The organism is Pantoea sp. Ft-CA_14 (genome assembly GCF_024520875.1).
GTDB lineage: Bacteria > Pseudomonadota > Gammaproteobacteria > Enterobacterales > Enterobacteriaceae > Pantoea > Pantoea agglomerans.
In genome coordinates, this window is sequence record NZ_JALNPM010000006.1 from 202680 (window position 1) to 226770 (window position 24091).

The window sequence follows — 24091 nt, forward strand, 5'->3', positions numbered from 1 at the left end:
CTAAGTGTGGTTATTCAGTTGCTGGTGACACGAATCTGCTGATCGGCAAACGCATCACGCAACCGCTGTGCAAATTGCAGGGCGTGCGCGCCGTCGCCATGTAAGCAGACGGTCTGTGCATTCACCGCTACCCATTCTCCGGTGATACTTTTAACTTTGCCCTGCTGCACCATCGTCAGCGTCTGACTGATAGCCAGCTGTTCATCTTCAATCAGCGCGCCCGGCTCGCTGCGCGGCACCAGCGCACCGCTGCTGAGATAGCCACGGTCGGCGAACACCTCTTCCCGCGTGCGTAAGCCGTAGTGCGCCGCCGCACGAATCGATTCGCTGTTAGCCAGTCCCACCACAATCAGCTGGCTGTCGACCGCCCTGATGGCACGGGCAATGGCGTCCGCCAGCACCGGATCGGCCGCAGCCTGGTTGTAGAGCATGCCGTGCGGTTTAACATGAAGCAGCCGCGCACCTTCGCTTTCCGCCAGACTTTTCAGCGCACCAATCTGGTAGATCATCTGGGCGTAGACCGTTTCCGGCGGCAGCTGCATGGCGCTGCGGCCAAAGTTCTCCCGATCGGGAAAAGCGGGATGCGCACCAATTGCGACGCCGGATGCCTGTGCCCAGCGCACCGACTGCAGCATGGTCTGCGCATCACCTGCGTGAAAGCCACAGGCGATGTTGGCGGAACTCACCAGCTTCAGCAGCGCCTGATCGCTGGCGCAGCCCTCGCCCAGGTCGGCGTTTAAATCAATTTTCATTGAGTCCCCACTTCATCTGGTCCAGTGCGCGTTGCTGATGCTGACGTGCCAGCATCGCTTCTGGCAGGGTGCAGTGAATAAAGTGAATCGGCTCACCCAGCCGGATTTGCGCCAGGTGATAGAGATCGGCTTCGATAACCGAGGCGATGCGCGGATAGCCGCCGGTGGTCTGGGCATCCGCCATCAGCACGATAGGCTGTCCGTTCGGCGGCACCTGAATCACACCCGGCATCACGCCGTGTGACAGCAGCTCGCGCGGACTTTCGCGCTCAAGCTTGCGTCCCTCAAGCCGGTATCCCATCCGGTTACTTTGCGGGCTGAGTTTCCATGCGGTACGCCAGAACGCCTGCTGCGCTTCGCGGCTGAACTCGTGATACTCCGGGCCAGGTAGTGCGCGGATGCGGTTGCCCCATAGCAGTTGCCGCACCCCGACTTTACGGTCAAACGTGCGGGTCGGTTTACCCAGCGGGAGCTGATCGCCATCCTGCAAGGCTCGCCCCTGAAAGCCGCCAAATTTTGCTTTTAGATCGGTGCTGGCAGAGCCGAGCATCGCAGGAATATCAAAACCGCCCTGCACTGCCAGATAGCTGCGCATACCGCGCTGCGGCATCGCCAGTGACAGGAGCTGCCCCCGTTTCACCGGCGTGCGCCAGCCCGTCCAGACCGGCTGGCCGTCAAGCTCCGCATGGCAGCCTGCGCCGGTCAGCGCAAACCAGCCATCGCGGGTAAACTCCGCTTTGAACTGGCCGAGCACCATCTCCAGCACCGCGCTGTCGGGATCATTGCCCACCAGCACATTGGCGGTGAACATCGCGGGATGATCCAGCACACCGCCAGGGCTGATGCCATACTGACGCCAGCCGTAACGGCCCGCATCCTGAATAGTGGCGGCCAGGCCGGCTCGCAGAATGTTTAACATACGCCCTCCTGTTGCGGCACAAAGCGAACCCTGTCACCGGGACGGAGCAGCGTGGGCGGTTGCTGCAGGGGATCAAACAGCGCGGTGCGCGTCTGGCCAATCAACTGCCAGCCGCCGGGCGAAGCCAGCGGATAGACGCCGGTCTGGCTGCCGCCGATGCCCACCGAGCCGGCGGGCACTGCAACCCTGGGCTCAGCACGCCGCGGGATGTGCAGGCGCTGATCCAGTCCGCCCAGATAGGGAAAACCGGGCTGAAAGCCGATAAAAAAGACCACATAGTCGCTGCTGCTGTGCAGCTCAACCACCTGACGGGGCGTCAGCGCGGCGTGTTCCGCCACCACCGTCAGATCGGGGCCAGACTCGCCGCCATAGATCACCGGGATCTCTACCTGACGCGACTCCGGCAACTGCGCTTCACTCTCTTCCCACCAGCGCTGAAGCCGCTCTATCGCGTCCAGCGCGCTCTGCTGAGGATCACGCAGGATCAGGGTGATGTTGTTCATGCCGGGGATCACCTCCAGCACGCTGGCATAGTCGTGCAGGCGCTGATTCAGTCCCCAGATTCGTTGCTGGCTCTCCAGTGAGACCGGCGGTTCCAGCTCCAGCACGACAGCGCGTTCACCCAATAAATAACACCGTGCTCGTTGCAACAGCTACCTCCCGCTCAGTTGAGATCGCGCCTGGCCGACCTGACCGGATGCCCGGTGCAGCCCATTGCTTATCTACGTAAAGCAAACAGTTATGCGAAAGTGACAGGGATGTGTCAACAGATTTAGGTCCTGCGCAGGCGCGCAGGACAAGGGAGAGTGTCAGGCAGGATTAGGGATATCGATGAAGGTCACATCAAGATCGTGGTGTTGCGCCAGCCAGTCGCCCAGCGCTTTTACGCCGCCGCGCTCGGTGGCGTGATGGCCTGCGGCAAAGAAATGCAGCCCCTGCTCACGCGCGCTGTGAATAGTCTGTTCAGAAACTTCACCGGTGATAAAGGCATCGACGCCCGCCGCCGCGGCCTGGTCGATAAAGCCCTGCCCGCCCCCGCTGCACCAGGCAATACGACGGATCAGCGCTGGCGCGTTGTCACCACAATGCAGGGGTTCACGTCCCAGCCTCTCACCGATTCGGCGGGCCAGCTGTTCGCCGGACAGGGGCTCAGCCAGCTCACCCCAGAACACCAGCGGCATCACTTCGCCGCGCACTTCGATATCCAGCAGTTTCGCCAGCTGGGCGTTGTTGCCTAATTCAGGATGCGCGTCGAGCGGCAGATGCCAGCCATAGAGATTGATATCGTTGGCCAGCAGGGTCCGCAGACGACGGCGCTTCATACCTTTAATCGCGGCCGGTTCACTTTTCCAGAAATAGCCATGATGGACAATAATCGCATCGGCCTGACGCGCCACCGCCTCATCCAGCAGCGCCTGACAGGCAGTGACGCCGGTGATAATCGTTTTGATCTCGCTGCGTCCCTCAACCTGCAAACCGTTGGGGGCGTAATCGCTGAAGCTGTGGCTGTCGAGTTGCTGATTGATCAGCGTCTCTAATTCGTAATGGTTCATTCAGGCTCCTTCGAGGCCTCAGGCTGCGCTTTTGGCGCGCTCAAAGGCGTCTAATGTCTTTTTACGTGCCACCTTATGATCCACGATTGGTGCCGGATAATCGAGTTTCTTATGATGCTTCTCTGCCCACACATGGGGCTGGTGAATATCGCTGTCAGGCACCCCGGCCAGTTCAGGCAGATAGTGGCGGATAAAATCCCCCTTCTCATCGAAGCGCTCGCCCTGCGTGGTCGGGTTAAAGATGCGGAAATAGGGCGCCGCGTCCGTGCCGGTCGAGGCCGCCCACTGCCAGCCGCCGTTGTTCGCGGCCAGGTCACCATCAATCAGCTGCTGCATGAAATAGCGTTCACCTTCACGCCAGTCGATCAGCAGATCTTTGACCAGGAAACTGGCGGTGATCATCCGTAAGCGGTTGTGCATCCAGCCCAGCGCCTTCATCTGACGCATTGCGGCATCGACAATCGGATAGCCGGTTTTACCCGCTTTCCAGGCGTCGAAATGTGCGTCGTTACGCTGCCATTCAACGTTTCGCGTCCAGTCGATAAACGGCTTGTGTCGGCACAGCGCCGGCCAGGCAACCAGCAGATGACGGTAGAATTCACGCCAGATCAGCTCGTTCAGCCAGGTGAACGCGCGGCTGTTGTCCAGCGCATCGGGATGTTCATGCAGCACGCGATGCAGGCACTGACGTGGCGACAGTACGCCGGTCGCCAGATAAACCGACAGACGGCTGGTGGCGTCCAGCGCCGGAAGGTCGCGCTTAGCGGGATAGTCGATAACCGGTTGTGTGGCGAAATGGCGCAACCGCTTCAGCGCCGCCGCTTCGCCTGGCGGAAACAGATCCTGATCAAAGGTTTCGGTTGGATAGTCAAAGGCGGGAATCGGGGTAGCTTTCAGCGGTGCGCCTTCGCGCGCTTTCGGCGCAGGCACGCATTCAGGCAGACCCTGCTGCAAGCGGCGGACAAAGGCTTTGCTGAACGGGGTAAACACCTTATACATCGAGCGATCGCCGCTCTGCACACTGCCGGGCGGCAGCAACAGGCTGTCATCAAAGCCCTGGCAAATCACGCCCGCGTCGTCGAGACGCTTTTCAGCCTCCGCATCGCGCTGGCGTTCATTAACTTCATACTGGTAATTGTAGAAGAGCTGATCGACCTGCTGCTTAGCGCAGAACTGCAGCAGCGCATCAACACTGTCGCTGAAGGCGTGACACGCCTGATAGTGCAGTTCAATGCCCCGCTCTGCCAGCGCACGCTGCACCTGCAACAGACTGGCGTGGATAAACGCCGCCTGCTTCGGTGACATGTCATGCTGCTGCCACTGTGCTGGCGTGGCAAGGTAGAGCGCAATCACTTTTGCATCGCTGTCGCGGCAGGCGGCGTGCAGCGCCAGATTGTCGTTGACGCGTAAATCGTTACGCAGCCAGACCAGATGGGTGGTCATACTCCTCCTGTATTACTGTCCGTAGCGTAAGCACAAGGCTTCGGGATAGGGATCGAAATAGCGTTGCTGGGCCAGCCACGGGTGCGGGTACTCCGCCATGTAGTGTTTGAGAATGGTAATCGGCACCAGCAGCGGTTGTGTGCCCTGACGATAGCGGTCAATCAGCGTTGCCAGTTCCTGGCGCTGCGGTGAACTCAGGTGCGTGCGGAAGTAGCCCTGCACATGCATCAGCACATTGGTGTGATTGCGACGTGAGGCGGGACGTGACATCAGTTCCATCATGCGATTTCGGTATTCAAAGGCAAAGGCGTCCAGCGACTCCCACTGGCTCATGGAGGCGACAAAGGGTCCCAGCTCGCGGTATTTCTCCTGCGAATGCGCCAGCATCATCAGCTTGTAACGGCTGTGGAAGGCGATCAGTCCCTGCCGGGTCAGACCGCTTTCCCACATCTGATTAAATTCATGCAGCGCGCAGACACGACCGATAAAGTTCTCACGCAGGGCGGGATCGTGCAGACGACCATCTTCTTCCAGCGGCAGCCAGGGCATCTCGCGCTGCAGGAATTCAGTAAAAATACCGGTGCCTGCTTTGCGGTTATTGTTGTTATCGGGCTCATAGACCCGCACCCGTTCCATGCCACAACTGGGTGATTTGGCGCAGAGGATATAGCCACAGAGGTGATGCAGCGATTTTACCCGCTCAGCAGACCAGTCACGCATCTGCGTCGTAACCTCTTCTCCGCCATCTTTGCTGAAGCAGAGATGCAGCTCATCATCGCCCTGCTTCACCAGACGCAATGCCGGGCGCGGCGTTGGCAGACCAATCGCCATCTCAGGGCAGATGGGCTCAAAACGGACAAATGGGGTGAGATCGTCGGTCGCAAAAGTAAGACGCTTATGCCCACCATCAAATCTGACGCGGTCGCCGAGCAGGCATGCACTGATTCCAACGGGGATTTTGTTGCTCATACTTGTACAACCTCCGAAATCTTGTAGAGGTTTAAGTGTAGCGTAAAATGGTCAGGAATAAAGGGTTAAAACGGGATTCCGGATCGCTTATTCTCAGAAAAAACGCAAAAAAAAGCCCGGTCAGTTGACCAGGCCTGTTTTGCGGCAGGGGAAATCACCAGAACGCGCCACCACCCGCTTCAGCCTGCGCCAGCCAGACCGGCTTGGCGCTGGTCTTGCACCAGACGCGGTGCAGATAGCTGTAGAAACGTGCCCGATCCTGTCGAAACAGCATAACAGGAAGCGCCAGTACGCCGAGAAGAACCACCAGCGTACGTCGCGCAATAATTTTATAACGTGGATAAGCCCGATACATGGTTTCTCCTCCCGGTAAGTGAAAAAGTGTGAATGTGATCTGTGTTCAACTTTACGCCAGGTTGTGTAATTTTACTACTCATCTGACCACTTATTTACCGCTATTTTTGCTGTTTAAGAATCAACCTGTAATTAAGTTACAAAAAGGTTACCGCCTGGTTGCGTGAGCGTTGAAAGGGCCGACAGATTATGGTCGCGGACGCCAGCATAAAATGTTGATAAAGTAGCGCTTCGGTCCCCACTCAAGGCAGGTATTGCGTGACCACGGTTTTGATCGTTGAAGATGAAAAAGAGATCCGGCGCTTTGTCCGGCTGGCGCTGGAAAATGAAGCCCTTAAGGTGTTTGATGCCGATACACTGCAACGCGGACTGATTGAAGCGGCGACCCGCAAGCCGGACTTAGTGATCCTGGATCTGGGTCTGCCGGATGGAGATGGCACCGATTTCATTCGTGACCTGCGCCAGTGGAGCGCCATACCGGTGATTGTGCTGTCAGCGCGTAGCGATGAGCAGGATAAGATCGCCGCACTGGATGCGGGAGCAGATGACTATCTGACCAAACCCTTTGGCATTGGCGAACTGCTGGCGCGCGTCCGGGTTGCGCTGCGTCGTCATAGTGGCCAGCAGCCGGATGCCAGGGTGACGTTCGCCGACGTCAGCGTCGATTTCGCCGCACGACGGGTACAGCGCGGCAGCAGCGAGATTCACCTTACCCCGATTGAATTTCGTCTGTTGAGTATTCTGCTGAACAATGCCGGTAAGGTGCTGACACAGCGGCAGTTGCTGAGCCAGGTCTGGGGACCCAATGCGGTTGAGCACAGCCACTATCTGCGCATCTATATGGGACATCTGCGCCAGAAACTGGAAGCCAATCCGACACAACCGGCTCATCTGCTGACGGAAACCGGGATCGGCTATCGCTTTATGCCATAAAAAAAGGCGCCAGAGGCGCCTGAGACTGTCAACGAATTCTGGCCCGGTTCGCTGTGAGACCGAGCTTGCTCAGGAAACAGGGTCAGATCGGAAAGACGCAAAAGCCGTCATCCATGACACGCTCGGCCCACGCCATCCATGGCGTGGGACGCTTTCCTCTTCTGACCCTGTTCCCTGCGCGTTAAATAAATCCGTTGCGGTCAGATTTACTCTGATGTGAGTTTGTCAGCAGCTCTGAGGCGCGCGATGCGCCTCTTTATCTGCCCGACTAATCAGGCGTTTTTCAGCACTTCGCTGACAATCTCAACGGCTTCTTTCTCAATCTGCGCGCGGTGTTCAGCGCCCAGGAAGCTTTCACAGTAGATTTTGTAAGCGTCTTCGGTGCCTGAAGGACGGGCAGCAAACCAGCCATTCTCCGTCATCACTTTCAGACCGCCGATAGATGCACCATTGCCTGGCGCGGCAGTCAGACGAGCGGTGATAGGATCACCCGCCAGCGTATCAGCGCTGACCATCTCCGGTGACAGCTTCGACAGCGCGGCTTTCTGCGCTGAGGTGGCTGATGCCTGCAGACGGTTGTAGCTTGGTGCGCCAAAGCGCGTTGCCAGTTCGTCATAGTGCTGCTGCGGGTTTTTACCGGTCACTGCAGTAATTTCAGCGGCCAGCAGACACATGATGATGCCATCTTTGTCCGTAGACCACGGCGTACCGTCGAAACGCAGGAATGAAGCGCCTGCGCTCTCTTCGCCACCGAAACCGAGGCTGCCGTCATACAGACCATCAACAAACCATTTGAAACCAACCGGCACTTCCACCAGCTTGCGACCAATGTCGTTGACCACACGGTCAATCATGGCGCTGGAGACCAGGGTTTTACCCACGGCAACATCCTGACCCCATTGTGGACGGTGCTGGAACAGATAGTTGATCGCCACCGCCAGATAGTGGTTTGGATTCATCAGACCCGCCGGGGTCACAATGCCGTGACGGTCATAATCGGGATCGTTGCCGAACGCCAGATCGAACTTGTCACGGTAAGCCAGCAGGCCTGCCATTGCGCTTTCAGACGAGCAGTCCATGCGGACCACGCCATCTTTATCCAGATGCATAAAGCGGAAGGTCTGATCGACCGCGTCATTCACCAGCGTCAGATCCAGCTTGTAGTGCTCAGCAATACGCTGCCAGTAAGCAATACCGGAACCACCCAGTGGATCCACACCCAGCTTCAGGCCCGCTTTCTGAATCGCCGGGAAGTCGATAATCTCTGCCAGACCTTCAACATAAGGCTGGATCAGATCTTTTTCGACCACATGACCGCTGGCCATCGCCTGCTCCAGCGGCAGACGTTTCACCTCTTTCAGGCCATCTTTGATCAGCTGATTGGCACGATCTTCAACCACTTTGGTGACGTTGGTATCAGCAGGTCCGCCGTTAGGTGGGTTGTACTTGATGCCGCCATCTTCTGGTGGGTTATGCGACGGCGTAATCACGATGCCGTCAGCCAGCGCGCCACCCGCTTTGTTGTGCTCAAGAATCGCATTCGAGATCGCAGGGGTTGGCGTATAGCCATTATCCTGCTGCACAATCACATCAACGCCGTTCGCCGCCAGCACTTCCAGAACAGACAGGATGGCGGGTTCAGACAGCGCATGGGTGTCTTTACCGACGTAGCAAGGCCCGGTGATACCATTCTTTTTACGCTCTTCGGCAATCGCCTGAGCGATCGCCAGAATGTGCATCTCGTTGAAGCTTTGACGCCCTGCACTGCCGCGATGGCCGGAAGTGCCAAATTTCACCGCATGTTCCGGGTTCGCCACATCGGGCTGCAGGACATAATATTGTGACGTTAATTGTGCAACGTTAATCAAATCGCTCTGCTGGGCGGGTTGCCCGGCACGTGGGTGATTGGCCATTGGCGCTGCTCCCTGACGCTTAAGTTTTAAATGGTGCCGCAAACTTTCTCGGTCAGTTCCGCAGGGAACTGCATCGAGAGCATGATGTGTTCGATCATGCTGCATTTACGACCAGTATTGGTGTTGGTGATCACCCAGTACGGCGTGCCGGGCACATGCTTCGGCTTAGTATGGGTGCCATTCTGCAACAGCGTATGCTCATCACCTGCAAAATAGACGCGGGTGCGGCCCTGCAGAGATGCAGTAGCTTCAGCAAAGGCTGCGGTATCAAGACGATAGAGCGTTGACAAGATAAGCATAAAGCGATTCACCGCCCGCTTCTGCTCCGCATATTCATCGGAAAGCAGCAGCTCGCGCACCGCGCGGACACGATCCTGCGGGCGCGAACCCACAGACGCAGGCTGGGACTCTTTCGCTGCATCTTTTGAGGCTGGCTGTGCAGGCGAAGCGGGTGCAGTCTGACCGGCCGTGAACTTCAGCATACGACGCAGAATGTCGGATGCGCTTTCACCAATGTGTTGCGTGTGGCTGGCAATATAACGGTAGAGCTCTTCGTCAACTTCGATCGTTTTCATCTTATTCCGTACGGTTCTTTCTCATGACAGAACCACCTGTTTCCTGAAAAGCTCTGAGTATAGTCAGGCAATTCAAAGGGTGTGTGGGTTCTAACATCAGGATTATAAAGTTAAAGTCAGGCGGGTTGTTAGCAATCAAACGGTTTACGGGCAAAAGTCAGAATATGTCCTAATGCCGCCGGAACCGGCGCGCCTGAAAAGGTGAAACCATGATAACCTAAGCTCAGGTCTCAAACTTAAGAACTTTGCTATGATTTTGAACGCCCGTCTGCAAACTGAACAATCCCCTGCTGATTCTCTGCCCATCCTGCTTATTCACGGTCTGTTTGGCAGTCTCGATAACCTTGGCGTGCTGGCGCGCGGGCTGAAAGATGCCGGTCCGTTGCTGCAGGTAGATGTCCGCAACCACGGACTTTCACCACGATCTGACGAGATGAACTACGCTGTAATGGCGCAGGATATGGTCGAAACACTGGATGCACATGGCATTGATCGCGTCGCGGTGATCGGACACTCGATGGGCGGTAAAATCGCCATGACCATGAGCGCGCTGGTGCCGGAACGCATTGAGCGCCTGGTGATGATCGATATCGCCCCGGTGGATTATCAGACGCGCCGTCATGACCAGATATTTGCCGGCATTCGTGCCGTCACCGATGCGGGCGTCTCATCCCGCAGCGAGGCGGCGAAGGTCATGCGAACGCTGATCGAGGAAGAAGGGGTGATCCAGTTCCTGCTGAAATCCTTCCAGGAGGGGGAGTGGCGCTTCAACGTCCCGGTGCTGTGGGATAACTACACCACGATATCTGGCTGGCAGCCGGTTCCCGCCTGGAATCACCCGGCGCTGTTTATTCGCGGCGGCGACTCCAGCTACCTGGATAACAGCTATCGCGATGCGTTGCTGCAGCAGTTCCCGGCCGCTCAGGCGCATGTGATCGGTGGCGCAGGACACTGGGTTCATGCAGAGAAACCCGATGCCGTTTTGCGCAGTGTCCGTCGCTTTTTTGCGCTTTAAAAGCAAATAGATGGCGGTAAAAGTTTAGGATTGGCGTCCGGCGTAAGCGTGAAGTATGATGGCGCGCTAAAATTTTGCCGCGGGTCAGTTTTGCTGCGGCAATGGCCAATAATTTATAATCTGCGCGGTGAGTGTCTGGCGCCCGCCCCCATTCAGTTTTACTAAGCCATGGCAAAAGAACAGACTGACCGCACGACGCTCGATCTCTTTGCTGATGAGCGCCGCCCTGGTCGACCCAAAACCAGTCCGCTTTCGCGTGATGAACAGCTGCGCATTAACAAGCGCAATCAACTGAAACGTGACAAAGGACGCGGGCTTCGTCGTGTCGAACTGAAAATGAACAGTGACGCCGTCGATGCACTCAATACGCTGGCAGAACAGCGCAATCTCAGCCGTAGCGAACTGATTGAACAGATGCTACTGGCACAGCTCAAACTGGATTAATGCGGGCAAATCGCACGCAGAGGCAAATGTCGGGGCTTTAACCGTTCACCGGTTTTCTCTCGTCTGCTATTATTCGCTGAAATGTGCTGCGGCACACATCTCATCATCAGGATTTAAGAGGTTATTTTACTCATGGCACTCGTAGGCATCTTCTTCGGCAGCGATACCGGCAATACCGAAAACATTGCAAAAATGATCCAGAAACAGCTGGGTACAGATGTTGCAGAAGTCCATGACATCGCAAAAAGCACAAAAGAAGATCTGGAAGCGTTTGATATCCTGCTGCTGGGTATTCCGACCTGGTACTACGGCGAAGCGCAGTGCGACTGGGATGACTTTTTCCCGACGCTGGAAGAGATCGATTTTAATGGCAAGCTGGTTGCGCTGTTTGGTTGCGGCGACCAGGAAGATTACGCAGAGTATTTCTGTGATGCCATGGGCACGATTCGCGACATTATCGAACCGCACGGTGCCGTGATTGTCGGACACTGGCCAACTGAAGGCTACCACTTCGAAGCCTCGAAAGGCCTGGCCGATGACACCCACTTCCTGGGCCTGGCCATTGACGAAGATCGCCAGCCTGAGCTGACCAGCCAGCGTGTTGACCAATGGGTTAAGCAGATTTTTGATGAACTGCAGCTGAAAGAGATCATCGAAGCCTGATCCTGCCCGACTCAATGTGAGCGCCAGCTCACATTGAGGCAATGAAAATGCCTATAGAAATAATAGCCACATTTTTTTAACTTTCTCCGTTTAATCTGTAGAATACCCGCATCGATCTTCCGCTTATTTTCTCAGGCGGCAAGACTAAGTGATGTGCTAACAGACCTCTGTCAGAATCTTCCCCGGCCCGGTGACGAATCCCCAATAGCCCATGATGATTCAGACACGCCCTCTGGTTTTCATTTCATCGCTTCAGTTCTATAATGAGACGCAAATGAGAATGAGCACAGATCGACATTCAAGGCGATAAGCCACAAAAGTGAATATTAGTAACAGGACAAAATCCGCATGACTGACAACAACACCGCATTAAAGAAGGCTGGCCTGAAAGTAACGCTGCCCAGACTGAAAATTCTGGAAGTGCTTCAGGAACCTGAGTGCCATCACGTCAGTGCGGAAGATTTGTATAAACGCCTGATCGACATTGGCGAAGAGATTGGCCTGGCGACCGTTTACCGTGTTCTGAACCAGTTTGATGATGCTGGTATTGTGACTCGTCACAACTTTGAAGGCGGCAAGTCTGTCTTTGAACTAACGCAGCAGCATCACCACGATCACCTGATCTGCCTGGATTGCGGCAAGGTTATCGAGTTCAGCGACGAATCGATTGAAACGCGTCAGCGTGAAATCGCGACCCGCCATGGCATCAAGCTGACCAACCACAGCCTCTATCTCTATGGACACTGTACGCTGGGCGATTGCCGTGAAGACGAAACGCTGCACGACCAGTAACGCTGGCGCGGCCTGAAATAAAAAAACCGGTGAATTCACCGGTTTTTTTTCGTCTGTTTTCTGCCCTCACCTCACGCGACCAGCGTCTCCTGCAGATAGCGCCAGCGTGGAATAGAGCTGCTGCAATCCAGAATGGCCAGCGAAATGCGGCTCTGGTTATTGCCGTTCATCATCTGCATTTCGCGATACTGTACGACGATCTCTTTTTCATGATGAGAGAGAATGACATGTTCACAGGTGGCAATGCGCATCCCTTCCCGCTGCCCTTGTAACTGCTGGAAAAGATCCTCGACCTCGTTCAGATTGTACTCTTTGCCCTTTGGGGTCACCATGCGAAATTCAGGATGAAAATAGGACATCAGCAGCTGGAAACTGTCGTCAGATCCGGCTGGCTGATTAAAAATACGTTCAATGAGCTGATGTAAAACGACGACACTGTGTTTGGCTTCCTGGGCGAGAACTGTCATTTTTTTTCCTTCTGTAACCCGCTTTGCAACCTCTGAGAGCGCATAGCCTACCTGAAAGCTGACAATTCACATCCTGAAATTGATTAATTTTTTTAAACTCAGATTACTCCCACAAGGCGGTATTGAACCGGTTGTGGTTAGTGCAGAATAAACGTCGGCGATGGTAAAAATCGGGGCAATAAAAAAGGGCGATAAATCGCCCTTTTGTCATTTTATGAGGTCAGCCCCAAAAAATTTATTCGCCCGTTTTGGTCCAGGTATCACGAAGACCGACGGTGCGGTTAAACACCAGTTGCGTCGGTTTCGAGTAAACGCTGTCGGCGCAGAAATAACCTTCACGTTCAAACTGAAACGGTGTTGTTGGTTCCACATCGCGCAGGCTGGGTTCAACAAAGCCGTTTTTGATGGTCAGTGACTCAGGATTAATGACCGCCAGGAAATCCTCTGCAGCAGCCGGGTTTGGCACACTGAACAGACGGTCATACAGGCGGAACTCAGCTGGCTGCGCGTGATCCGCAGAAACCCAGTGAATCACGCCTTTGACTTTGCGGCCATCGGCTGGATCTTTGCTCAGCGTATCAACATCGCTGGTGCAGTAGATGCAGGTAATGTTGCCCGCTTCATCTTTGGCGACCCGCTCAGCACGAATCACATAGGCGTTACGCAGGCGGACTTCTTTGCCCAGCACCAGACGCTTATATTGTTTGTTCGCCTCTTCACGGAAATCCGCGCGATCGATCCAGATCTCGCGGCTGAACGGCACTTCACGCGTGCCCATCTCCGGTTTACCCGGATGATTTGGCATGGTGACGATTTCGCTATGGCCTGCTGGCAGGTTTTCGATCACCACTTTAAGCGGATCTAAAACCGCCATGGCGCGGGGCGCATTCTCGTTGAGATCATCGCGGATACAGGACTCCAGCGAGGCCATCTCCACGATATTATCCTGCTTGGTCACGCCAATACGACGACAGAACTCACGGATAGAAGCGGCGGTGTAACCACGACGACGCAGACCTGAAACGGTCAGCATGCGCGGATCGTCCCACCCTTCTACGTGCTTCTCGGTCACCAGCTGAGTGAGTTTACGTTTCGACATCACCGCATACTCCAGATTCAGGCGCGAGAATTCATACTGACGCGGATGAACCGGAATAGTGATGTTGTCCAGCACCCAGTCATAGAGACGGCGGTTGTCCTGAAACTCCAGCGTACAGAGCGAGTGCGTAATGCCTTCCAGCGCATCGGAGATGCAGTGGGTAAAGTCATACATCGGGTAGATGCACCACTTATTGCCGGTCTGGTGGTGTTCCGCGAACTTGATGCGGTAAAGCACCGGATCGCGCATCACGATGAAATTAGAGGCCATGTCGATTTTGGCGCGCAGACAGGCGGTGCCTTCGGCAAACTCACCGTTTCGCATCTTCTCAAACAGCGCCAGATTCTCTTCCACGCTGCGATCGCGATAAGGGCTGTTTTTACCCGGCTCTTTCAGGGTGCCGCGATATTCACGAATCGCATCCGGACTCAGTTCATCAACGTAGGCCAGTCCTTTGGAAATCAGCTCGATGGCATAGTTGTAGAGCTGATCGAAATAGTTTGATGAGTAACAGACCTCACCGCTCCACTCAAAACCCAGCCACTGAACGTCACGCTTGATGGATTCAACGAATTCCATATCCTCTTTAACCGGATTGGTATCGTCGAAACGCAGGTTGCATTGACCCTGATAGTCCTGGGCGATGCCAAAATTCAGACAGATCGATTTCGCATGACCAATATGCAGATAGCCATTGGGCTCCGGCGGAAAACGGGTATGCACGCTGCTGTGCTTACCGCTCGCCAAATCTTCGTCAATGATCTGACGAATAAAGTTAGTTGGGCGGGCTTCAGCCTCACTCATCTCAAAAATCCTCAATACGAATAACGGGTGATTTGTACCACGAAGTAACGGAGTATGATCCACAAAGCGTCTGAGGGAAACAACCGTTTGTTAAGCCTTTAAAACAAAAAAGGCAGGAATCGCTTCCTGCCTGTGGGGTTCTGTTGCGGGGATTAGCCTTTCACTTCATACAGCGGGGTTTCCCCTGCTATTACCTGACCCTGTGCCAGTAAAGTCAGACCGGCGAAATCGTCGCTGTTGCTGACCACGACCGGACTCACCATTGAGCGGGCATTGGCGTTAAGGAATTCAAGGTCCATCTCCAGTACTCGCTGACCGGCGACCACGCTGGCCCCCTCTTCAACCAGACGGGTGAAGCCTTTACCTTCCAGCGCCACGGTATCCAGCCCCATGTGCACCACAATCTCCACGCCATTGTCGGTTTCCAGACAGAAGGCATGATTGGTGTTAAAGATTTTCACCAGCGTACCGGCAATCGGTGCCACTACCCATTTGTCGCTGGGCTTGATCGCCAGACCGTCGCCCACCGCTTTGCTGGCAAAGGCTTCATCCGGCACATCATCCAGCGCCACGACTTCACCGCTGACCGGCGCCAGCAGCGTGGCGATGACCTGCTTCTCACTGTTCAGCACCGCCTGCGGTTTAACGTCCGGCTCGGCCGGCGCACTGCTGGTAGCCGCTGCAGCGACCGGACCTTTGGTCAGCACTTTTTTCATGGCCGAGGCGATGCTTTCTGCCTGGGTACCTACGATGATCTGCACGCTCTGTTTGTTAAGACGGATCACGCCGGACGCGCCAAGGCGCTTAGCAACCGCCTCATTCACCTGCGCCGAGTCATTCACGTTAAGACGCAGACGGGTGATACAGGCATCGATACTGGTTAAGTTAGCTGAACCACCAATCGCCCCAATGTAGCGGCGCGCCAGTGACTCTGTGGCACTTTCACCGCTATCCGTTTTATCAACGTTAACGTCATAACCATCAGTTTCATCACCATCAACCGCCAGCTCGCGGCCCGGCGTCATCAGGTTGAATTTTTTGATGGTAAAGCGGAACACCACATAATAGATAACGAAGAAGACCAGACCCTGCGGGATCAGCATGTACCAGTGTGTCGCCAGCGGATTACGGGTCGACAGCACCATATCCACCAGCCCGGCGCTGAAACCAAATCCGGCAATCCAGTGCATGCTGGCAGCGATGAAGACAGAAATACCGGTCAGGACGGCGTGGATCAGATAAAGCACGGGTGCCACGAACATGAAGGAGAACTCCAGCGGTTCGGTAATACCCGTAAAGAAGGCAGCAAACGCCGCGGCCAGCATGATACTACCCACTTTGACGCGGTTCTCAGGACGCGCACAGTGGTAGATAGCCAGCGCAGCACCCGGCAGACCAAACATCATGATCGGGAAGAAGCCCGCCTGATAACGACCGGTGATGCCGACAGTTGCCGATCCGTCAGCCAGTGACTGTGCACCGCCAAGGAATTTAGGAATGTCATTAATGCCCGCAACATCGAACCAGAACACCGAGTTCAGGGCGTGATGCAGACCGACCGGAATCAGCAGGCGGTTAAAGAAGGCGTAGATACCGGCACCGGCAGAGCCGAGCTTCTGGATATGTTCACCAAAGCCCACCAGACCGTTAAAGATAACCGGCCAGATATACATCAGGATAAAGGCGACCAGGATCATCAGGAACGAGACCAGTATCGGCACCAGTCGCCGTCCGCTGAAGAAGGAGAGTGCTTTCGGCAGCTCGACGTGGCTGAAGCGGTTATAGACCTCCGCCGACAGGATACCGACCAGAATACCGACAAACTGGTTATTAATTTTACCAAACGCCACAGGCACCTGGTCAACCGGCATCTTCTGTATCATTGCCACCGCGGCCGGTGAGCAGAGTGTGGTGACTACCAGGAATCCGACAAAGCCGGTCAGGGCTGCCGCACCATCTTTATCTTTCGACATGCCATACGCGACACCAATCGCAAACAGCACTGACATGTTTTCAATGATGGCAGCACCAGATTTGATCAGTAACGCCGCCAGCGCATTACCTGCGCCCCAGCTGTCTGGATCGATCCAGTAGCCCACGCCCATTAATATCGCTGCTGCTGGCAGGGTTGCTACCGGCACCATCAGTGCGCGCCCCACCTTTTGTAAGTAACCTAACATATCCCCTTCCCCCTATGAGCCTGACTTGTCGCTTTGCGCTGCTTAATGTTGTTATGTCAGCTGCAAAGATCGTTAATACACTTCATATCACGCAGCGAAGTGTAATGATAAATTAATTCGCCTCGCAAATTAAAAGCCTGGTAAATGTGATTTTTATCACTAAAAAACATCGTTTCATACGGCAACATCTGGCTATGACCGTAAACTTATTTTATGATCCGAAATATTGAATTATGCGCTGGCCATGGCGACAATGAATCATCTGTTCAGATTGTTGACTCACGCAACGGCTTAGCCATCCCCTTTCTATTTTCAATTGAGGTGAAACATGAGACTGATTCCTTTAGCGACACCAACCCAGGTGGGAAAATGGGCCGCCCGACATATTGTTAATCGTATCAATGCGTTTAACCCGACGGCGGATAAACCTTTTGTCCTGGGTCTGCCAACCGGCGGTACGCCACTGGAAGCGTACAAACACCTGATTGATATGCACAAAGCGGGCCAGGTCAGTTTTAAAAACGTCGTGACGTTCAATATGGATGAATATGTTAGCCTGCCAAAAGAGCATCCTGAGAGCTATCACAGCTTCATGTATCGAAATTTCTTCGATCACGTTGATATTCAACCGGAAAATATCAACCTGCTGAATGGTAATGCCCCCGATATTGACGCAGAATGTCGTCAGTACGAAGAGAAAATTCGCGCGCTGGGTAAAATTCACCTGTTCATGGGCGGCGTTGGCAACGACGGTCATATCGCCTTTAACGAACCGGCTTCCTCTCTCGCTTCCCGTACCCGCATTAAAACCCTGACCCATGACACCCGCGTGGCGAACTCCCGCTTCTTTAACGGTGACGTTGATCAGGTGCCTAAATATGCGCTGACGGTCGGCGTCGGTACGCTGCTGGATGCAGAGGAAGTGATGATTCTGGTTACCGGCCATGTTAAAGCGCAGGCATTACAGGCGGCGGTTGAAGGCAACGTTAATCATATGTGGACCATCAGCTGCCTGCAGCTGCACGCGAAATCGGTGGTAGTGTGCGATGAGCCGGCCACCATGGAACTGAAAGTGAAAACCGTGAAATATTTCCGCGAAATGGAAGCGGAAAATATGAAAGGCGTGTAACAGAACATTGTCATGCCCTGCTGTTACTCTGAGTGACAGCAGGCCAGGACGGGAGAAGAAAGATGTACGCATTAGTTAACGGTCGAATCTACAGTGGCCATGAGGTTCTGGATAATCACGCGGTGGTGGTTGCCGATGGGCGTATTGCGCGCGTCTGTCCGCGTGAAGCGCTCCCGGCGGATATTGAGCAGCGGGATATGGCAGGGGCGAATATTGCGCCAGGCTTTATCGATCTCCAGCTCAATGGCTGCGGTGGCGTGCAATTCAACGACAGCCTTGAGGCGCTCAGCATTGAAACGCTGGAAACGATGCAGCGCGCCAATGAAAAGTCTGGCTGCACCAGCTTTTTACCAACGCTGATAACCAGCAGCGACGCCCTGATGAAGCGGGCGATTGAAACCATGCGCGCCTACCTGCAGAAACATCAGAATCAGGCGCTGGGTCTGCATCTGGAAGGGCCCTGGCTGAGCAAAGCGAAAAAAGGCACTCACGATCCGGCGCTGATTCGCCTGCCGGATGCGGCAATGGTGCAGTACCTGTGCGACAACGCGGACGTCATCACCAAAGTCACGCTTGCCCCTGAAAATGCGGGTAGCGATGTGATTCGTCAATTGACTGATGCCGGGATTATTGTCTCAGCCGGTCACTCGAATGCGACCTATGAAGAGGCTAAAGCGGGCTTTTCTGCTGGTGTGAGTTTCGCGACGCACCTCTACAACGCCATGCCCACTTTTGCGGGACGTGAACCCGGGCTTATCGGTGCGCTGTTTGATTCGCCTGATGTATACTGCGGCATTATTGCGGACGGTTTACATGTACATTACGCTAACGTGCGCAATGCAAAACGCATCAAAGGCGACAAACTGGTGCTGGTCACGGATGCCACTGCACCGGCTGGCGCGGACATAAGCGAGTTTATTTTTGCAGGCAAAACAATCTATTATCGCGATGGGCTCTGTGTCGACGAAAACGGCACATTAAGTGGTTCTGCCCTGACGATGATTGAAGCGGTACAAAACAGCGTTGAGCATGCAGGGATCGCACTGGACGAAGCGTTGCGCATGGCAACACTCTACCCGGCACGGGCGATGGGCGTGGAAAGGCAGTCAGGCTCGATCGAAGCAGGAAAAATCGCGAACCTGACTGTGTTTACGCGCGACTTTAAAATCATAAAGACGTTTGTCAACGGAGACGACGTCCTGAGCGAGTAAGCACTGAATGACCACTGGCGGCCAGTCACAAATAGGAAATGTCGATCTTGTTAAGCAACTCAATAGCGCAGCGGTTTACCGGCTGATTGATCAACAGGGGCCGATATCGCGCATTCAGATTGCCGAACTTAGCCAGCTCGCGCCCGCCAGCGTCACCAAAATTACCCGTCAGTTGATTGAGCGCGGCCTGATCAAAGAGGTAGACCAGCAGGCGTCTACCGGTGGTCGCCGCGCCATCTCCATTATCACTGAAACCCGCCATTTCCATACCATCGGCGTCCGCCTCGGACGCAACGACGCCACCCTGACTCTGTTTGACCTCAGCGGTAAATCGCTGGCGCAGGAAGATTATGCGCTGCCGGAACGCACTCAGGAGACGCTGGAACATGCGCTGTTTAACGCCATCAGCAGCTTCATTGAGCAGCACCAGCGTAAAATTCGCGAGCTGATCGCGATTTCAGTGATCCTGCCAGGGCTGGTCGATCCGATTAACGGCGTGATCCGCTATATGCCACACATCTCTGTCAGCCGCTGGCCGCTGGTCGCCAGCCTGAAAAAACGTTTTAACGTTACCAGTTTTGTAGGTCATGATATTCGCAGCCTGGCGCTGGCTGAGCACTATTTCGGTGCAAGCCGCGACTGTGCTGACTCAATTCTGGTGCGTTTACACCGGGGCACGGGCGCCGGCATTATTGCCAACGGCCATATTTTTCTCGGCAGCAACGGCAACGTTGGCGAGATCGGACACATTCAGGTCGACCCGCTTGGCGAGCGCTGTCACTGCGGCAACTTTGGCTGCCTTGAAACCATTGCCGCCAACGGCGCCATTGAAAATCGGGTACGGCATCTGCTGAATCAGGGCTATCCCAGCGTACTGACGCTGGAGGCGTGCCAGATATCTCACATCTGCAAAGCGGCCAATCAGGGTGATGCACTGGCCTGCGAAGTGGTTGAGCACGTTGGCCGTTATCTTGGCAAAGCTATCGCGATTGCGATCAACCTGTTTAATCCGCAAAAAGTGGTGCTGGCGGGTGAGATCACTGAAGCAGAAAAAGTGCTGCTGCCCGCGATTGAGGGCTGCATTAATACTCAGGCATTAGAGGCCTTCCGTAAAAATCTGCCGGTCGTGCGTTCCACCCTGGATCATCGTTCCGCTATTGGCGCCTTTGCGCTCGCTAAACGTGCCATGCTTAACGGCATTCTGCTGCAACATCTTCTGGAAGACTAAGCTAACCCGCTGCTGTGGCGGGCCATATCGGATCTGACTATGACCATTAAAAGCGTAATTTGTGATATCGATGGCGTGCTGATGCACGACAACACGGCCGTTCCCGGCGCACAGGAGTTTTTACAGCGCATTCTGGCCAAAGAGATGCCGCTGGTGGTGCTGACGAACTATCCCTCGCAAACCGAGCAGGATCTGGCAAACCGCTTTGCCTCGGCCGGTGTCGAGGTGCCCGATTCCGTTTTCTATACCTCCGCAATGGCAACCGCCGACTTCCTGCGCCGTCAGGAGGGCAAAAAGGCGTATGTAATTGGTGAGGGCGCACTGATTCATGAACTCTACAAAGCGGGCTTTACCATTACCGATGTGAATCCCGATTTTGTCATTGTCGGAGAGACGCGCTCGTTCAACTGGGACATGATGCATAAAGCGGCCTTCTTCGTGGCTAATGGCGCTCGCTTTATTGCCACCAATCCGGATACCCATGCGCGCGGTTTTATTCCTGCCTGTGGCGCACTCTGTGCGGGTATTGAGAAGATATCAGGCCGTCGCCCGTTTGTGGTCGGCAAGCCCAGCCCCTACATCATGCGCGCCGCGCTGAACAAAATGCAGGCCCACTCGGAAGAGACCGTGATTGTCGGTGACAATCTGCGAACCGATATTCTGGCCGGTTTTCAGGCGGGTCTGGAGACGGTGCTGGTGCTCTCCGGCGTCTCGACGCTGAGTGATATCGATGCCATGCCGTTCCGTCCGGACTGGATCTACCCTTCTGTGGCCGATATTGACCTGTTCTGATTCATTTCTCTTATGACGCATCCGGCTAATCTGTGATGCGTCCCCCCTTTTTGCGCTATATCTCCCACTTTTACTGTCTGATTTCTGCTCGAAAAAGCCATTTTATTGCTGATACATCAACTAAACGGCTTTAAAATTATCGTTTATTCAATTTTATTGCCATGCAAGCAATCTTTTTATCAGTAAATCACGATTCCTCTTGCATTGAATGCACCAAATAGCGCATTTTCTTATGTATCACGCAGCATCAGGCTGCCGGACAAACGCAAAAGATAACATCGCCGTAAGGTGAGCTCAGGAGTCAGTTATGTGTTCAATTTTTGGTGTGCTGGATCTGAAAACCGATCCTGTTGAGCTGCGCAAAAAAGCGCTGGAATGTTCACGCTTAATGCGTCATCGCGGCCCGGACTGGTCAGGCGTCTACGCCGATGACCATGCTATTCTGGCGCATGAACGTCTCTCAATTGTTGACGTTAACAATGGCGCACAGCCGCTATACAACGCCGATCACACCCACGTACTGGCAGTTAACGGCGAAATTTATAACCACCAGGCACTGCGCGCTGAACTCAGCGATCGCTACGCGTTTCAGACCGGTTCTGACTGTGAAGTGATTCTGGCGCTCTATCAGGAGAAAGGTGTCGATTTCCTCGATGAGCTGGAAGGCATGTTCGCCTTTATCCTCTATGACACCGTTAAAAAAACGTACCTGATTGGTCGCGACCACATCGGCATCATCCCGCTCTATATGGGTAACGATGAGCATGGCAACCTGTTTGTTGCTTCAGAAATGAAAGCGCTGGTACCTGCCTGCCGTTCAATCAAAGAGTTCCCGCCGGGAAGCTACCTCTCCAGCACCGATGGCGAGATCCGCCGTTACTGGCAGCGCGACTGGATGGAATATAAAAACGTTGAGCACAACACCACCGACGCCGCTGACCTGAAACATGCGCTGGAAGAGTCCGTGAAAAGCCACCTGATGTCAGATGTGCCTTACGGCGTGCTGCTGTCAGGCGGTCTGGACTCTTCCATCATTTCAGCCGTGACCAAGCGTTACGCGGCGAAGCGGGTTGAAGATCAGGATAAAAGTGATGCGTGGTGGCCACAGCTGCACTCCTTCGCGGTAGGGCTGGAAGGTTCACCCGACTTAAAAGCGGCGAAATCTGTGGCGGAGCATCTGGGCACCGTACACCATGAAATTCATTTCACCGTGCAGGAAGGTCTGGATGCCATTCGCGATGTGATTTATCACATTGAAACCTATGACGTCACCACCATTCGTGCCTCTACGCCAATGTACTTAATGTCGCGTAAAATTAAAGCGATGGGCATTAAGATGGTGCTGTCGGGCGAAGGCGCAGATGAAGTCTTCGGCGGCTATCTCTATTTCCACAAGGCGCCAAACGCCAAAGAGTTCCACGAAGAAAACGTGCGTAAACTGCAGGCGCTGCATATGTTCGACTGCGCCCGTGCCAACAAAGCGATGTCCGCCTGGGGCGTTGAAGCCCGCGTACCGTTCCTGGATAAAAAATTCCTGGATGTGGCGATGCGAATCAACCCGGCCGATAAAATGTGTGGCAGCAACGGTAAAATGGAGAAGCACATTCTGCGTGAATGTTTCTCCTCTTACCTGCCGGAGAGCGTGGCGTGGCGTCAGAAAGAGCAGTTCTCGGATGGCGTGGGTTACAGCTGGATCGACTCACTGAAAGAAGTGGCTGCGAAGCAAATCAGCGATCAGCAGCTGGCTACCGCTCACTTCCGCTTCCCGTTCAACACGCCGGGTTCGAAAGAAGCCTATCTCTATCGTGAGATCTTTGAAGAGCTGTTCCCGTTGGCGAGCGCGGCAGAGTGTGTGCCTGGCGGTCCATCGGTCGCCTGTTCTTCTGCCAAAGCGATTGAATGGGATGAAGCGTTTAAAAACATGGACGATCCCTCTGGTCGTGCCGTGGGTGTGCATCAGTCAGCCTATAAATAAGCCGGCAGAGAGCAGCCAGAATGGGCCCGCTGTGGCCCATTTTTTTTACGATTAGCGTTGTATTCACTGAAAAATTGCCGAATAAACATCCAGGCTGGTTATAAGCCAGTCAAACAGCAATTATCTGGCAAAAAACGGTAAAAAAATTGTTGACGCTGTCTGGTCAACTCCGCATAATGCGCCCCGCAACGCCGATGAAGGTAACGCGAAAAAAAAGATGGCTACGTAGCTCAGCTGGTTAGAGCACAGCACTCATAATGCTGGGGTCACAGGTTCGATTCCCGTCGTAGCCACCATCTTTTTTTGCGGGAGTGGCGAAATTGGTAGACGCACCAGATTTAGGTTCTGGCGCCGCAAGGTGTGCGAGTTCAAGTCTCGCCTCCCGCACCATTTCATTATTCGGCAGCGTGGATGGGATATCGCCAAGCGGTAAGGCACCGGTTTTTGATACCGGCATTCCCTGGTTCGAATCCAGGTATCCCAGCCAATTTCGATGATTCTCGAGGCTGAGAACGGACGAATGGGATATCGCCAAGCGGTAAGGCACCGGTTTTTGATACCGGCATTCCCTGGTTCGAATCCAGGTATCCCAGCCATCATTGAAATGCAGTACAATTTGGCTACGTAGCTCAGCTGGTTAGAGCACAGCACTCATAATGCTGGGGTCACAGGTTCGATTCCCGTCGTAGCCACCATATAATTGGGGTGTCGCCAAGCGGTAAGGCACTGGTTTCTGATACCAGCATTCCGGGGTTCGAATCCCTGCACCCCAGCCATACAAAAGACAATTTGAAAAACACCATTATTGGGGTGTCGCCAAGCGGTAAGGCACTGGTTTCTGATACCAGCATTCCGGGGTTCGAATCCCTGCACCCCAGCCA

General features: G+C 54.5%; 22 protein-coding genes and 7 tRNA genes. 17 read left to right on the forward strand and 12 right to left on the reverse strand.

Annotated elements, in window-relative coordinates:
* Window positions 1-14 precede the first annotated feature (14 nt).
* The 7 genes from pxpA to NR195_RS11870 form a co-directional block, all read right to left on the reverse strand.
* A complete protein-coding gene (pxpA, locus tag NR195_RS11840; protein WP_045140672.1) occupies window positions 15-752 on the reverse strand; it encodes a 5-oxoprolinase subunit PxpA in 738 nt (245 codons plus the stop codon).
* Window positions 742-1671, reverse strand: coding sequence for a 5-oxoprolinase subunit PxpC (gene pxpC, locus NR195_RS11845; protein ID WP_010671294.1), 930 nt, complete (start codon window positions 1669-1671; stop codon window positions 742-744). The genes pxpA and pxpC overlap by 11 nt, the downstream gene beginning before the upstream one ends.
* Window positions 1665-2321: a 5-oxoprolinase subunit PxpB gene (gene pxpB, locus NR195_RS11850; protein ID WP_052270803.1), complete on the reverse strand. Its 657-nt coding sequence runs from the start codon at window positions 2319-2321 to the stop codon at window positions 1665-1667. The genes pxpC and pxpB overlap by 7 nt, the downstream gene beginning before the upstream one ends.
* Before the next feature lie 159 nt (window positions 2322-2480).
* Window positions 2481-3224 carry a type 2 GTP cyclohydrolase I gene (locus NR195_RS11855; protein ID WP_010260703.1) on the reverse strand — a complete coding sequence of 248 codons (744 nt, stop codon included), beginning with the start codon at window positions 3222-3224 and terminating at the stop codon, window positions 2481-2483.
* An 18-nt stretch (window positions 3225-3242) separates the two neighbouring features.
* A complete protein-coding gene (gene phrB, locus NR195_RS11860) occupies window positions 3243-4667 on the reverse strand; it encodes a deoxyribodipyrimidine photo-lyase (protein ID WP_256844549.1) in 1425 nt (474 codons plus the stop codon).
* A gap of 12 nt (window positions 4668-4679) precedes the next feature.
* The gene (locus NR195_RS11865) at window positions 4680-5636 is read right to left on the reverse strand and encodes a 2-thiouracil desulfurase family protein (RefSeq protein WP_010671291.1); all 957 of its coding nucleotides are present in this window, start codon (window positions 5634-5636) and stop codon (window positions 4680-4682) included.
* Between the two features lie 154 nt (window positions 5637-5790).
* Complete coding sequence (locus NR195_RS11870; protein ID WP_010671290.1) at window positions 5791-5991, reverse strand: DUF2517 family protein; 201 nt, start codon at window positions 5989-5991, stop codon at window positions 5791-5793.
* A 257-nt stretch (window positions 5992-6248) separates the two neighbouring features.
* Between NR195_RS11870 and kdpE the strand changes: the two genes are divergently transcribed.
* Window positions 6249-6923, forward strand: a complete 675-nt coding sequence (kdpE, locus tag NR195_RS11875) for a two-component system response regulator KdpE (RefSeq protein WP_010260694.1) — start codon at window positions 6249-6251, stop codon at window positions 6921-6923.
* A 272-nt stretch (window positions 6924-7195) separates the two neighbouring features.
* Here the strand turns inward: kdpE and pgm are convergent, their stop codons facing one another.
* Together pgm and seqA are read right to left on the reverse strand one after the other, a co-directional pair.
* Window positions 7196-8836, reverse strand: coding sequence for a phosphoglucomutase (alpha-D-glucose-1,6-bisphosphate-dependent) (gene pgm / locus NR195_RS11880; protein ID WP_250327322.1), 1641 nt, complete (start codon window positions 8834-8836; stop codon window positions 7196-7198).
* A gap of 26 nt (window positions 8837-8862) precedes the next feature.
* Window positions 8863-9411, reverse strand: coding sequence for a replication initiation negative regulator SeqA (gene seqA, locus NR195_RS11885; RefSeq protein ID WP_010260690.1), 549 nt, complete (start codon window positions 9409-9411; stop codon window positions 8863-8865).
* Window positions 9412-9661: 250 nt separating this feature from the next.
* Here seqA and ybfF point away from each other — a divergent pair, with 250 nt between their 5' ends.
* The 4 genes from ybfF (at window position 9662) to fur (ending at window position 12325) form a co-directional block, all read left to right on the forward strand.
* Window positions 9662-10426, forward strand: a complete 765-nt coding sequence (ybfF, locus tag NR195_RS11890) for an esterase (RefSeq protein ID WP_033766681.1) — start codon at window positions 9662-9664, stop codon at window positions 10424-10426.
* Between the two features lie 168 nt (window positions 10427-10594).
* Window positions 10595-10870 (forward strand): LexA regulated protein, encoded by a 276-nt coding sequence (gene ybfE, locus NR195_RS11895; protein ID WP_010260688.1) that lies wholly within the window; start codon window positions 10595-10597, stop codon window positions 10868-10870.
* Window positions 10871-11002: 132 nt separating this feature from the next.
* Window positions 11003-11533: a flavodoxin FldA gene (fldA, locus tag NR195_RS11900; RefSeq protein ID WP_010260687.1), complete on the forward strand. Its 531-nt coding sequence runs from the start codon at window positions 11003-11005 to the stop codon at window positions 11531-11533.
* Window positions 11534-11881: 348 nt separating this feature from the next.
* Window positions 11882-12325: a ferric iron uptake transcriptional regulator gene (gene fur, locus NR195_RS11905; RefSeq protein WP_009091454.1), complete on the forward strand. Its 444-nt coding sequence runs from the start codon at window positions 11882-11884 to the stop codon at window positions 12323-12325.
* Window positions 12326-12396: 71 nt separating this feature from the next.
* Here fur and NR195_RS11910 read toward each other — a convergent pair whose 3' ends face one another.
* The 3 genes from NR195_RS11910 to nagE form a co-directional block, all read right to left on the reverse strand.
* Window positions 12397-12792, reverse strand: coding sequence for a hypothetical protein (locus tag NR195_RS11910; RefSeq protein ID WP_010260686.1), 396 nt, complete (start codon window positions 12790-12792; stop codon window positions 12397-12399).
* Between the two features lie 235 nt (window positions 12793-13027).
* Window positions 13028-14695, reverse strand: a complete 1668-nt coding sequence (gene glnS / locus NR195_RS11915; RefSeq protein ID WP_010260682.1) for a glutamine--tRNA ligase — start codon at window positions 14693-14695, stop codon at window positions 13028-13030.
* Between the two features lie 152 nt (window positions 14696-14847).
* Window positions 14848-16875 (reverse strand): N-acetylglucosamine-specific PTS transporter subunit IIBC, encoded by a 2028-nt coding sequence (gene nagE, locus NR195_RS11920; RefSeq protein WP_031293061.1) that lies wholly within the window; start codon window positions 16873-16875, stop codon window positions 14848-14850.
* A gap of 328 nt (window positions 16876-17203) precedes the next feature.
* Between nagE and nagB the strand changes: the two genes are divergently transcribed.
* From nagB to NR195_RS11980, 12 genes are all read left to right on the forward strand, one after another.
* Complete coding sequence (gene nagB / locus NR195_RS11925) at window positions 17204-18004, forward strand: glucosamine-6-phosphate deaminase (protein ID WP_256844550.1); 801 nt, start codon at window positions 17204-17206, stop codon at window positions 18002-18004.
* Window positions 18005-18066: 62 nt separating this feature from the next.
* Complete coding sequence (gene nagA / locus NR195_RS11930) at window positions 18067-19215, forward strand: N-acetylglucosamine-6-phosphate deacetylase (RefSeq protein ID WP_010671285.1); 1149 nt, start codon at window positions 18067-18069, stop codon at window positions 19213-19215.
* Window positions 19216-19222: 7 nt separating this feature from the next.
* Entirely contained in the window at window positions 19223-20443 is a 1221-nt protein-coding gene (locus NR195_RS11935; protein ID WP_010260667.1) for an N-acetylglucosamine repressor, read from the forward strand.
* A gap of 39 nt (window positions 20444-20482) precedes the next feature.
* Window positions 20483-21235, forward strand: coding sequence for an HAD-IIA family hydrolase (locus tag NR195_RS11940; protein ID WP_010260664.1), 753 nt, complete (start codon window positions 20483-20485; stop codon window positions 21233-21235).
* A 307-nt stretch (window positions 21236-21542) separates the two neighbouring features.
* Entirely contained in the window at window positions 21543-23210 is a 1668-nt protein-coding gene (gene asnB, locus NR195_RS11945; RefSeq protein WP_256844551.1) for an asparagine synthase B, read from the forward strand.
* A 219-nt stretch (window positions 23211-23429) separates the two neighbouring features.
* A tRNA-Met gene (locus NR195_RS11950) sits at window positions 23430-23506 on the forward strand.
* Window positions 23507-23515: 9 nt separating this feature from the next.
* Window positions 23516-23600, forward strand: a tRNA-Leu gene (locus tag NR195_RS11955).
* A 22-nt stretch (window positions 23601-23622) separates the two neighbouring features.
* A tRNA-Gln gene (locus tag NR195_RS11960) sits at window positions 23623-23697 on the forward strand.
* A gap of 34 nt (window positions 23698-23731) precedes the next feature.
* Window positions 23732-23806: transfer RNA gene (locus tag NR195_RS11965), tRNA-Gln, on the forward strand.
* Window positions 23807-23828: 22 nt separating this feature from the next.
* A tRNA-Met gene (locus NR195_RS11970) sits at window positions 23829-23905 on the forward strand.
* Window positions 23906-23911: 6 nt separating this feature from the next.
* A tRNA-Gln gene (locus NR195_RS11975) sits at window positions 23912-23986 on the forward strand.
* A gap of 30 nt (window positions 23987-24016) precedes the next feature.
* Window positions 24017-24091: transfer RNA gene (locus NR195_RS11980), tRNA-Gln, on the forward strand.

What these genes read in the sequence shown, in the direction of transcription:
- pxpA (WP_045140672.1), bottom strand. Translation starts at nt 752, where the DNA reads ATGAAAATTGATTTAAACGCCGACCTGGGCGAGGGCTGCGCCAGCGAT.
- pxpC (WP_010671294.1), bottom strand. Translation starts at nt 1,671, where the DNA reads ATGTTAAACATTCTGCGAGCCGGCCTGGCCGCCACTATTCAGGATGCG.
- NR195_RS11855 (WP_010260703.1), bottom strand. Translation starts at nt 3,224, where the DNA reads ATGAACCATTACGAATTAGAGACGCTGATCAATCAGCAACTCGACAGC.
- phrB (WP_256844549.1), bottom strand. Translation starts at nt 4,667, where the DNA reads ATGACCACCCATCTGGTCTGGCTGCGTAACGATTTACGCGTCAACGAC.
- NR195_RS11865 (WP_010671291.1), bottom strand. Translation starts at nt 5,636, where the DNA reads ATGAGCAACAAAATCCCCGTTGGAATCAGTGCATGCCTGCTCGGCGAC.
- NR195_RS11870 (WP_010671290.1), bottom strand. Translation starts at nt 5,991, where the DNA reads ATGTATCGGGCTTATCCACGTTATAAAATTATTGCGCGACGTACGCTG.
- pgm (WP_250327322.1), bottom strand. Translation starts at nt 8,836, where the DNA reads ATGGCCAATCACCCACGTGCCGGGCAACCCGCCCAGCAGAGCGATTTG.
- seqA (WP_010260690.1), bottom strand. Translation starts at nt 9,411, where the DNA reads ATGAAAACGATCGAAGTTGACGAAGAGCTCTACCGTTATATTGCCAGC.
- ybfF (WP_033766681.1), top strand. Translation starts at nt 9,662, where the DNA reads ATGATTTTGAACGCCCGTCTGCAAACTGAACAATCCCCTGCTGATTCT.
- ybfE (WP_010260688.1), top strand. Translation starts at nt 10,595, where the DNA reads ATGGCAAAAGAACAGACTGACCGCACGACGCTCGATCTCTTTGCTGAT.
- fldA (WP_010260687.1), top strand. Translation starts at nt 11,003, where the DNA reads ATGGCACTCGTAGGCATCTTCTTCGGCAGCGATACCGGCAATACCGAA.
- fur (WP_009091454.1), top strand. Translation starts at nt 11,882, where the DNA reads ATGACTGACAACAACACCGCATTAAAGAAGGCTGGCCTGAAAGTAACG.
- NR195_RS11910 (WP_010260686.1), bottom strand. Translation starts at nt 12,792, where the DNA reads ATGACAGTTCTCGCCCAGGAAGCCAAACACAGTGTCGTCGTTTTACAT.
- glnS (WP_010260682.1), bottom strand. Translation starts at nt 14,695, where the DNA reads ATGAGTGAGGCTGAAGCCCGCCCAACTAACTTTATTCGTCAGATCATT.
- nagE (WP_031293061.1), bottom strand. Translation starts at nt 16,875, where the DNA reads ATGTTAGGTTACTTACAAAAGGTGGGGCGCGCACTGATGGTGCCGGTA.
- nagB (WP_256844550.1), top strand. Translation starts at nt 17,204, where the DNA reads ATGAGACTGATTCCTTTAGCGACACCAACCCAGGTGGGAAAATGGGCC.
- nagA (WP_010671285.1), top strand. Translation starts at nt 18,067, where the DNA reads ATGTACGCATTAGTTAACGGTCGAATCTACAGTGGCCATGAGGTTCTG.
- NR195_RS11935 (WP_010260667.1), top strand. Translation starts at nt 19,223, where the DNA reads ATGACCACTGGCGGCCAGTCACAAATAGGAAATGTCGATCTTGTTAAG.
- NR195_RS11940 (WP_010260664.1), top strand. Translation starts at nt 20,483, where the DNA reads ATGACCATTAAAAGCGTAATTTGTGATATCGATGGCGTGCTGATGCAC.
- asnB (WP_256844551.1), top strand. Translation starts at nt 21,543, where the DNA reads ATGTGTTCAATTTTTGGTGTGCTGGATCTGAAAACCGATCCTGTTGAG.